Here is a 5,537-nt window from a genome sequence, read left to right on the forward strand (position 1 = left end):
CCGAGTTTGAAGCCCAGTGCGCCTAACCAACGAGTGTCCACTTTTTCGTAGGAACTCTCCCGCTGCGGATGGGCTGCGGTAAACTGTTAGGCGTTGCGGCAGCGGCCGCTAAGCTCAGGCGTTAGGCCTCGCAGACCACGCACACTCAACATGAAGCTTCTCTTAACTTCCGGGGGAATCACGAATGCCAGCATCCTCGACGCGCTCGTTGACCTCCTGGGCAAGCCCATTTCCGCGTGCAACGCCTTGTGCATCCCCACGGCCGAGTACGGGCACCCAATGTGCACTCCAGCTTCCGCGTGGCGCTTTGTCTCGGGAAATTCCCCAGCTCCCATGTGCGACCTAGGTTGGAAGTCGCTAGGCCTGTTGGAACTGACTGCGCTGCCCAGCATCGATGAAGGGCGCTGGGCTCCATGGATCCGAGAGGCAGACGTTTTCCTAGTCGACGGCGGAGACGCGGCCTATCTATGTCATTGGATGAGACAGTCCGGGCTTGCCGCTCTACTGCCGTCGCTGCCCGAGGCAGTATGGGTGGGAGTCAGCGCCGGTAGCATGGTGATGACTCCTCGAATCGGAAAGGACTTTGTGAACTGGAAGTCGGCCGCTGGCAATGACAGCACCTTGGGCATCGTCGACTTCTCAATCTTTCCCCACCTCGAGAACCGACACATGCCGGAAAACAACTTGTCCAGTGCTCAACGATGGGCAACGGACATCGGTAATCCGGCATACGCCATCGACGACCAGTCTGCCATAAAGGTAGTCGAAGGCGTCACCCAAGTTGTCTCCGAGGGGATCTGGAAGTACTTTCCATGAAATCACGAGTTGGCAGCGAAGCCTAACCTTTCCTTCAAGCGGACCCGCCTACGGCGGTCCGCTTAAGTCAAACGTTAGGCATCCAAAATCCCCATCATGTCATCTCGTTCAGTCATCAGATTGGTTGTATTTGTCGCTTCCGTCTGTATCGGGGTCGCCGGGATGCACATGATAAGAGCCGACAACTGGGCCGGCCTTCTGCTCGGCTTCTGTTGCATAGTTGTAGCGGTTAGCGGAGTGGTGGTGTCTGCCTTCAAGGTCCCTGTCTTTGGCCAGGCGTACCCGGACAGCGGCTTCGGTGTACTGTCGGATCGGCAGGGAAACACCTTTGGATCCGTCTTGGTCTTCCTTTTGGGTGCCTTGTTGATTTTCCTCGCTACAAGGGGCATCTACAGGGGAGCAATGCCGGCCTTGGGGTCCGGGCCAGATATCGTGTTTGCGCAGGCGCCTTTCCGCTACCTGCTCTCGTTCGCAGCTTGGTTTGGAGGAGGAGCCGGCTTCGTGTGGTTGTCGTGGAAGGTCGGAGGCTATCGGAAGACAGAAGACAGTCACGCCCCAGGTCTCGACAAGTCCAAAGACGCCTAACCCTTCCTTCAAGCGGACCCGCCTACGGCGGTCCGCTTAAGTCAAACGTTAGGGCACTGAGTTGCGCACAGAAGAATTCGTCCTCCGCCGTTGGCCAGCAAAGGCCAGCGTCCTCGTCAGCACCCCTCAGAGTGAGCAGGTTTACGAGAACTCAACGTCCACGTGTTCTTCAACAGAATGCCCAAAGTCGCTATCGTCGGGGGCACACACTTCACTACGGAAGGGCCGAGAATGAGCAAGAAGAGCATGAGTGGGTTGCTGGGCATCATTGTCGGAGGCGGTTGGCTCGCAATGAACTTCAAACACTTTGGCGAGCAAGGCTTTGTGGCAATCGGAATGCCACTCATCATTCTTGCCCTTGGGGTGGTCTACTTCGTTCGCGGAAGAAGTGAGTAGCACAGGATCCGCCGCGCTACAAGCTTTGGGCATCGGCCAAGCGGCTCCCCCAGAGTGCCCTAACCCGTCCATCGAGGGACGTCCACAAGCGGGCTTCGCCCACTTGCGGCCGCCCCTCATGTCAAACGTTGGGCGTCATCCAGAATCTGTCACTCTCACTACGGTGCAATTGCATGATGAAGACATACCACGGTAGCTGCCATTGCGGCGCCGTACGTTACGAAGCCGATATCGATCTGAGCACCGGAACGGGCAAGTGCAATTGCTCCATCTGCACGAAGACACGAAACTGGAGCGTGATCGTCAAACCCAATGAGTTTCGCTTGCTCTCCGGCGAATCCGATCTAAGCGACTATCAGTTCGGAACAATGAATGGGCATCACTTGTTCTGCAAGCATTGTGGCGTTCGCCCGTTCGGCCGCGGATATATCGAACAGATTGGAGGAGACTACGTCTCTATCCAGCTATGCACGCTGGACGATGCACCGCCCGCGGAGCTCGTGCAAACGCCGGTACGATTCGCCAATGGGAGAGAGAACAGTTGGTGGGCGGAGCCGACAGAAACGCGGCATCTCTAATTGCGACCGTCGATGGTTTTCTACCCGCTCCGGTACCTCCGCGTGACGCCCAACCCTTCCATCGAGCGGACTGGCCTTCGGCCAGCCGCTCATGTCAAATGTTAGAGCCTCTATGCGACACGCCATACGCGCTGAACTCACTGCTATCGAACCCTTCGACACACTCGAACAGGAGCATCTGGTAGACGCCTTCGCGTGGATTGATTCAGGTGTGGAGCTCTGCCGTACCTCAAAGCCCGCTACGCCGCCCAAGCACTTGGTTTCGTATTTCGCGGTTGTCGATGCAGATCACATCCTGTTGGTTGACCACAAGAATGCAAAACTGTGGCTACCCACTGGCGGACACGTCGAACCAGACGAACATCCGAGAGAAACGGTTGTTCGTGAGCTCAAGGAAGAACTCGATCTCACACCCAGCCAGCCCGTTGCTGCACCGCTCATGGTTACCTGCACCACAACCGTTGGCCTCACGTCCGGTCACACGGACGTTTCGCTCTGGTACGTAGTGCAATCAAGTCGCCAGCTGCCGCTGACCTTCGACGAACAAGAATTCCATACCGTTCGCTGGTTCCAGTTCAGCGACGTACCTTTTGAGCGCAGCGACCCGCACATGAAGCGCTTCGTCGAGAAGCTGGGCTCTAACCATCAATTCCAGCGAACGCCTACCGGCGCCGCTGAATAGTCACGTTAGGCAGCACAACGCCACTACTGCGCAAGTCGAAGCCCATGCCCAGATACGTCGCATTCCTTCGCGGGGTGAGCCCCATGAACGCCAAGATGCCGGAGCTGAAGAACTGCTTCGAGGCCGAAGGCTTCTCGGACGTACGCACCCTGTTGTCCAGCGGGAACGTCGTTTTCAATGCCCGCTCGTCGTCCGTTGCCACGTTGGAGCGCAGAGCCGAGAAGGCTATGGAGTCTGAGCTTGGCCGCTGCTTCGCCACCATCGTTCGGTCCGCGGAGTACCTTCAGAATCTTGTCCAATCGGAACCCTTCGCCGAGTTTACCCTTCCATCAAAGGCCAAGCGGGTCATCACCTTTCTTCGCAGCCCAGCTGAAACAAAGCTCAGACTACCCATCGAGCAAGACGGTGCGCGCATTCTTGCGTTCACCGGCTCCGAGGTCCTCGCTGCTTACGTGCCAGGCCTCAAGGGCCCTGTGTTCATGCGTTTGCTCGAGCGCACGCTTGGCACGAACATCACCACCCGAACACTGGACACGGTTCGAAAGTGTGCCTGGGCATAGGAGCCGTCTCTGTGCGAGCTGAAGTGCTGCCTAACTCTTCCATCGAGCGGACGTCTTCCAGCAAGCTTCGCTTGCTTCCAGCCGCCGCTCATGTCAACCGTTAGGCCGCACAAGAGCTATCGCGGCCACCACCGAGGATGTGAACCATGATTGAAGGATCTTGCCTCTGCGGTGCAGTGCAGTGGAAGTTTGCGGGCCAGCCTGACGGGGCAACAGCCTGCAATTGCACAGCGTGCCGACGGTATGGAGTACTTTGGGCATACGACTACGAGAACGAAGGCATTCAGGTCTCCGGCAAGACTCAGCCATTTGCCAGAGGCAAGGCACTTGAGTTCCACTTTTGCCCAGCGTGTGGATGTATGGCGTTTTGGCGAGGCAAACAGATCGATGAGCACGGTCGCCGCCGTATCGCGGTCAATCTACGCATGACCGAACCAGAGGCTGTCGCAGAGATACCAATCGATCACTTCGACGGACTGGATACGTTTGAAGACTTGCCACGCGATGGTCGGTGTGTCGCCGACTATTGGTTCTAAGGTTGAGGCGAAATACGTGCGGCCCAACCCTTCCATCGAGCGGACATCCAACGGCGGGACACGCTGGCTCGCTCCGTCAAGGCCGGTAGCGCCGTCGGCTGCCGCTCATGTCAAACGTTATACCTAAACAGCCATGCAACGCGTAATGCCGTTCGGCCAGGAGCAAGCAATGCGAGATACAACCCTGTTCGAAGCGATTGGAGGCGCGGAAGGTGTCCTCCATCTTGCTCATGCTTGGCATCAGCGCGTCATGGCCGACGAGATCGTCGCCCACGCTTTCAGCCATGGCTTCCATCCGCGGCATACCGAGCGGCTGGCCGCCTACTGGGGTGAGGCATGGGGTGGACCAACGACCTACAGTCAACGGTACGGTAGCGAGTCTTCGGTAGTTCGAATGCACAGTGGCAACGGCCCGCACGAGGAGATGGACCGTCGCGCTATCGAGTGCTTCGACCGAGCATTGGCCGATGTAGGAGTCGCCGACCCCGTACTTCGCGGCGTGCTCCACGAATACTTCGCTTGGGCCACGACAAGCTCGATGGCCTCTTACCCCGAGAGCGCGGACAAAGTGCCAAGTGACCTACGCATTCCTCGCTGGTCTTGGGAAGGCTTGCAACGGTGAGGGCTGGGACCGGAGCCTCGCTGCCAGGCCCCGGTGAACGCAGCCGCCGAGCGGCCCGAGTGCGGCCTAACCCCTCCATCGAACGTTAAGCCGCATGCATGTTCGCCCTTATAGTTGTCGCCAACCCAAGCAAGAACAGCCTCAGCCACGCAATGGCTGCTGCTGCCACACGCGCCCTGATGGAGCGCGGCTATGACATTGCCTTTCACGACCTCTACGCCGAACAATTCGACCCAGTTCAACCAACTGGAGAGCAGGCAAACACCAGTTCGTCCAGTGAGGTCGTCGAGCAACACTGCTCTGAGCTCGCGCGCGCCGATCTAATCGTCGTCTGTCACCCCAACTGGTGGGGTCAGCCGCCAGCAATTCTCAAGGGTTGGGTCGATCGTGTGTTTCGGCTCGATACCGCGTACGCCTATCCTTCGGGAGTAGGTCCCGAAGGCATTCCGGTTGGTCTACTTCGGGCACGGCATGCTTTGGTATTCAATACTTCGAACACACCGCGTGAGCGTGAGGTTTCATTGTTTGGCGACCCACTCGAAACGCTCTGGAAAAACTGCATCTTTGGTCTATGCGGCGTCGCCAGCGTAATTCGGCGCGTGTACGCGCCGGCATCCGCCAGCACCCCCGAGGAGCGCACGGCTTGGCTTGCCGAGGTCAAGGCACTCGTTGAGAATGCGGCCTAACCCTTCCTTCAAGCGGACCCGATAGTTCCTACGGTTTAGTGGACACCCTGAACTCACCCTTCAGGAGTGATCACGA

Annotated in this window: 9 protein-coding genes; 8 read left to right on the forward strand and 1 reads right to left on the reverse strand. The window is 58.1% G+C overall.

What is annotated here, in order from left to right:
• Nucleotides 1-150 precede the first annotated feature (150 nt).
• From ABD002_RS18905 to ABD002_RS18930, 6 genes are all read left to right on the forward strand, one after another.
• The gene (locus ABD002_RS18905) at nt 151-816 is read left to right on the forward strand and encodes a Type 1 glutamine amidotransferase-like domain-containing protein (protein ID WP_343794046.1); all 666 of its coding nucleotides are present in this window, start codon (nt 151-153) and stop codon (nt 814-816) included.
• A gap of 816 nt (nt 817-1,632) precedes the next feature.
• Entirely contained in the window at nt 1,633-1,797 is a 165-nt protein-coding gene (locus tag ABD002_RS18910) for a hypothetical protein (protein WP_343794048.1), read from the forward strand.
• A gap of 173 nt (nt 1,798-1,970) precedes the next feature.
• Nucleotides 1,971-2,375, forward strand: coding sequence for a GFA family protein (locus tag ABD002_RS18915; RefSeq protein WP_343794050.1), 405 nt, complete (start codon nt 1,971-1,973; stop codon nt 2,373-2,375).
• A 112-nt stretch (nt 2,376-2,487) separates the two neighbouring features.
• The gene (locus tag ABD002_RS18920; RefSeq protein ID WP_343794052.1) at nt 2,488-3,057 is read left to right on the forward strand and encodes an NUDIX hydrolase; all 570 of its coding nucleotides are present in this window, start codon (nt 2,488-2,490) and stop codon (nt 3,055-3,057) included.
• A gap of 44 nt (nt 3,058-3,101) precedes the next feature.
• Nucleotides 3,102-3,617: a DUF1697 domain-containing protein gene (locus ABD002_RS18925; protein WP_343794054.1), complete on the forward strand. Its 516-nt coding sequence runs from the start codon at nt 3,102-3,104 to the stop codon at nt 3,615-3,617.
• Nucleotides 3,618-3,763: 146 nt separating this feature from the next.
• The gene (locus ABD002_RS18930) at nt 3,764-4,153 is read left to right on the forward strand and encodes a GFA family protein (RefSeq protein ID WP_343794056.1); all 390 of its coding nucleotides are present in this window, start codon (nt 3,764-3,766) and stop codon (nt 4,151-4,153) included.
• A gap of 76 nt (nt 4,154-4,229) precedes the next feature.
• On the opposite strand, the gene ABD002_RS18935 is transcribed toward ABD002_RS18930, so the two are convergent.
• Nucleotides 4,230-4,439, reverse strand: coding sequence for a hypothetical protein (locus tag ABD002_RS18935; RefSeq protein WP_343794058.1), 210 nt, complete (start codon nt 4,437-4,439; stop codon nt 4,230-4,232).
• Here ABD002_RS18935 and ABD002_RS19770 point away from each other — a divergent pair.
• Both ABD002_RS19770 and ABD002_RS18940 read left to right on the forward strand, forming a co-directional pair.
• Entirely contained in the window at nt 4,350-4,775 is a 426-nt protein-coding gene (locus tag ABD002_RS19770) for a group II truncated hemoglobin (protein WP_425545135.1), read from the forward strand. The genes ABD002_RS18935 and ABD002_RS19770 overlap by 90 nt on opposite strands.
• 98 nt (nt 4,776-4,873) lie before the next feature.
• Nucleotides 4,874-5,461 (forward strand): NAD(P)H-dependent oxidoreductase, encoded by a 588-nt coding sequence (locus ABD002_RS18940; protein ID WP_343794060.1) that lies wholly within the window; start codon nt 4,874-4,876, stop codon nt 5,459-5,461.
• Nucleotides 5,462-5,537 lie beyond the last annotated feature (76 nt).

Origin of the sequence: Dokdonella soli, assembly GCF_039523175.1 — a bacterium.
Classification (GTDB): Bacteria; Pseudomonadota; Gammaproteobacteria; order Xanthomonadales; family Rhodanobacteraceae; genus Dokdonella_A; species Dokdonella_A soli.